Genomic DNA, 4,044 nt, shown 5'->3' on the forward strand with positions numbered 1-4,044 from the left:
CGGACAGCCATGTCTTTTCGTTTTGTGGCATGGCTGAACGAGAATCGAGACCTGTTTGCCGCTCACAAAGCGCGTTTTGGCTTGGTTTGGGCTTGAAATTTGTTTAAGTACCGCTAGTAATGACACTGCCGTCATTAACCATTTCATCAAGCGTCTGAAAAATGCGTTCTGCCTGTTCGCGTGATTCTACCCAGAGAACTTCTCGCTGATTGGCGATCGCATCAACAATCAACGAACGATCGGCTTCATCAATAGATGGATTTCCTCGAACAAGAGCTTCATAATTCCGTTGAGAATCTCTAATTTCCTGCTGTGTTTCTCGATAAGACAGCTCGCGATTAATCCAATCTCTGCGCCCTCTAATGTCACTCCGATTTGATTTTTTTAAGTCTTCCAAGAATCTCTGCATAGCATGAAGGTCTTCTATACTCATATTCGTCGGATTTAACGGTTGAGTTGGATCGGGTGCATCTCACTTTTGCAAAAACATCAGTTTGGGGTGGCAAAATTCCCGATTAGCACTTCCGGTATAAGATCCCCGGCATCTTGGAGATGCCGGGGATCTGGAAATTGAGTGCGCCCAATTCGATGAATTTACATTTTTGAGATGCACCCAGTTGGATCGACTGCTTTAATATTAGGAGGTGAAATTTCTTCCCCCTTAGCCAAAGTAGATAGATCTGTCCAGTTCTCTGTTTTTAGCTTTTGCGCTAAGCTCACTTCACTCATCTTTCGAGTCCATCCAAGTCGGTTTAGGCGGTTGTCAATGTTAGCAATTTGTTCGAGGGTTTCCTCGACTTCTAGATCTGTCTTGACATCACGGTTCTCCAGCTCCTCCCATAACCGTTGTAAACGATCTCGATACGCTTCATCTGTTTCACCAACCTGGCGCACCGGTGAAGAGTTCCCACCGACATACATCTTCTGGCGCGTTCGATCGAAATTCTCAGTAACACGATTCTCAATAACACAAATTTCGGCATTAGAATGGCGACACCAACCCCCTCCTGGCTGCTCGATCCATTCATGCTCGCCAATCTTGGCTGTGCGATTGGGAGGTGTTCCCTCAAGAATATTGGAGTTATTTCTAATATGTTCTAACTCATTGTGAATTTCCTGTTCGCTGAGCAGATTGCTTTCCCGATGGCCGCTCTCACGTACACTCGCCTCACGAGCTGATGCAGATTCTGGCTTACCATTACTGATATCTGCTGTTCCATCCGCATTCCTAGGCGCAGGAGACTCCGGCTCAACAGAACCCCGACGGTGTGCCTCCACCTGAGAACGAGGTGAAGCCGTCGGAGCCTCTACGTCAGGGACACGAGAACCAGGTGTCGGCATGGCCCCTCGAGGCGGCGCCACCGTCTCCCTGCTGACTTCCCCAAGCCATAGGTTCGAGTCCTTGACGACCCAGGCGAGTGTTCCCTTCGAGTCAAGAATCTTTGAGATTGATGGATTTATTTAATTTGTCTAATCCTTCGCTCGACTGTTGGGAAATTCTTGTTCAGTCGATCGAAATTCACCTTTAAGACATCGAGTTGCGATCGTCTTGAAACTTCAGAATATCGTCCGGTGTTGAATTGATGGTTTTTATTAACTCTAACGCCACTTCAGCCATTTCCTTCGCACGGGGATCGGGCATGAGTTTTAACTCAATCAATTCGTTGAGTAATTGGGCGTCTTGAATACCGGATTTGAGTAACGCTTCTCGATAGTCTTCTTTGAGGCTTTTTGAGTTGGGGTTTAAGGGGCTGTCTGAAGTCTGAATTTCTCGATCGTCCATAATAAAATTTCAAATTTTACTATACAAATTACTAAAATTTATCAATTTTTCTCTTGCTTGTGCCCCTCAATTCTTTCAATTCAGTCCTTCCTTCCTTTCATTTTTTTAATATATTTTTTATGGGGAGAGTCTGAATAAATTTCAATCATTTTCTCAAGAAAATCAGAAAAAGTCTTATATTTAACTTTTGAGTCTCCTAATCCTCTTCCCCCTTCTTTCCAAAAATAGACTGGAGGATTCTCTCCTTCTGTGAGTTTAAAATAAGTTATATTCGATGCTAAATACTCTTCTAACACAAAAATTTCAGGATCGATATAGTCTTTTCCTTCTTCTTCTTCCCAAGCTTGAAGTACATCGATAACCTCTTCATAATGCTCCTCTAGCATGGATTTTGCATAAGAATATGAAAAATCTTTCATACTGAAAAGACCTGCCATTTTTCTACCACCATATAATAGAAACTCTTTGTAGGCGGCAGGAAGTTTATAAGGTGGAAACAAAAGTTTTTCTAGCTCTGTCACTTCTTCTAAAGTGCAGGGAACTATTTGAACATTGTCTCCTTCAATGCAATTTTCAAAAGCAGAAATTGCTTTTTGTATATATTCAAGTTTCATGTGATTTTTATTTAATTCATGTCTTCAGGTAGATCATATTCTACTCCATGCTTGACATTAATATCAAGATCACCTCCAAACATATTTTTAAATTGGTTCTCTATGATATCTTCGCAGGAATCACAAGGACTCTGCTCTGAATAGAGTTCAACTGTCCCAGAGAAGCCTAGCCCCTGATAGTTTCCCTCATAATTCAATCGAATTCCAGACTTTTCTTCCATTTGCCTTAAAATCTCTTCAATCAATTTTCTTTCGCTGTCGTCACTCTGGCTATCAATAGTATGCTGAACTCTACGATGATTTTCCTCTGGGACATCTGGTATGATAGTTCGCCCTTCAATGGACTCACTAACATTATTATCAATCATCAGTTTAGAGTTTTGATAACCACTCACCGAAACAAATTCATCAGTAATAGTAGTAACATTACCTTCTCGACCTGTAAAACTTATATCAAAAGATCCATAAGCAATATTTCGGCTTTTTAGGCTTATGCGCTTTTGCTGATTTTTATTCATTCCTGAGTTGCTCAAGGCTTGTCTCATTCCTGTCCTCAGATTGTGAACTTGTTCTAAAACTTCTAAACGCTCTTTGATAGATCCCCCCCCTCAGAGCTGCCAGTTCTCCAGTTGTAAAATGTCGAACTAGCAGATTATATCTCTTCTGCATTCTTCCGCTAAGAAAATTTATATACTCATCGTTAAAGACGATGTCGAGACGATCGAGATCGTTGTGGTCGAGAGCATTAAAAACCCGTTGAAAACTTTCAAAATCTTCACAGGAACCAAATCGGTTGAGTACACGATTTCCTTTATTCGGATCTGTGGCAACGAGATTTTGGTACAGGCCCCTGCTCTCTTCAGGAACTTCTTGGAGCAGATCGTCAAGTGCCGGACTCTCTGGAGTCTCGTTAGGATCGCGAGATCTTTGACCCTGTGGAGTCTCGCTCGGATCGCGAGGTCTCTGACCCTGTGGGTTAGAGCCATCACGACCAGGTAGACAATCACCATTGTTAGAAAAACGACACCAAGTCTCATCAGGTTTCCGTTTCCACTCGTGACCGTTAGGTAACTCCACCTCCTCCACAAACGGCGGCTCGTTAATCCGCTGACGGGGTAACTTATCGACCGCATCGAGCTCGGTCTTCAATTCCCGAGAAGATAACGTATTCAACTGCTGCTTGGGTGCGGTCTCGGCTAAAACCTCCATGCGCTCGGGATCTTCGGCCAAGCGTCGAGCGGCGGAATTGTCGGGAGTTCTCAACCCTGTCTCATTTGGATGAAGCTCCGCATTCCTAGGCGCAGGAGACTCCGGCTCAACAGAACCCCGACGGTGTGCCTCCACCTGAGAACGAGGTGAAGCCATCGGAGCCTCTACGTCAGGGACACGAGAACCAGGTGTCGGCATGGCCCCTCGAGGCGGCGCCACCGTCTCCCTGCTGACTTCCCCAAGCCATAGGTTCGAGTCCTTGACGACCCAGGCGAGTGTTCCCTTCGAGTCAAGAATCTTTGAGATTGATGGATTTATTTAATTTGTCTAATCCTTCGCTCGACTGTTGGGAAATTCTTGTTCAGTCGCTCGAAATTCACCTTTAAGACATCGAGTTGCGATCGTCTTGAAACTTCAGAATATCGTCCGGTGTTGAAT

At 44.1% G+C, this 4,044-nt stretch carries 6 protein-coding genes; all 6 read right to left on the bottom strand.

Annotated features, from left to right (window positions below; all coding sequences use genetic code 11):
* Positions 1–103 precede the first annotated feature (103 nt).
* Positions 104–433 carry a hypothetical protein gene (locus GEI7105_RS0124120; RefSeq protein ID WP_017662966.1) on the bottom strand — a complete coding sequence of 110 codons (330 nt, stop codon included), beginning with the start codon at positions 431–433 and terminating at the stop codon, positions 104–106.
* Positions 434–594: 161 nt separating this feature from the next.
* Entirely contained in the window at positions 595–1,341 is a 747-nt protein-coding gene (locus tag GEI7105_RS0124125) for a hypothetical protein (protein WP_144054028.1), read from the bottom strand.
* 184 nt (positions 1,342–1,525) lie between these two features.
* The gene (locus tag GEI7105_RS0124130) at positions 1,526–1,783 is read right to left on the bottom strand and encodes a hypothetical protein (RefSeq protein ID WP_017662968.1); all 258 of its coding nucleotides are present in this window, start codon (positions 1,781–1,783) and stop codon (positions 1,526–1,528) included.
* Between the two features lie 80 nt (positions 1,784–1,863).
* Entirely contained in the window at positions 1,864–2,397 is a 534-nt protein-coding gene (locus tag GEI7105_RS0124135) for an SMI1/KNR4 family protein (protein ID WP_017662969.1), read from the bottom strand.
* Between the two features lie 11 nt (positions 2,398–2,408).
* A complete protein-coding gene (locus GEI7105_RS0124140) occupies positions 2,409–2,915 on the bottom strand; it encodes a deaminase domain-containing protein (protein WP_017662970.1) in 507 nt (168 codons plus the stop codon).
* The gene (locus GEI7105_RS0124145; RefSeq protein ID WP_144054030.1) at positions 2,908–3,627 is read right to left on the bottom strand and encodes a hypothetical protein; all 720 of its coding nucleotides are present in this window, start codon (positions 3,625–3,627) and stop codon (positions 2,908–2,910) included. Before GEI7105_RS0124145 ends, GEI7105_RS0124140 begins: the two co-directional genes overlap by 8 nt.
* Positions 3,628–4,044 lie beyond the last annotated feature (417 nt).

The organism is Baaleninema simplex PCC 7105, from assembly GCF_000332355.1.
GTDB lineage: Bacteria > Cyanobacteriota > Cyanobacteriia > Cyanobacteriales > Geitlerinemataceae > Baaleninema > Baaleninema simplex.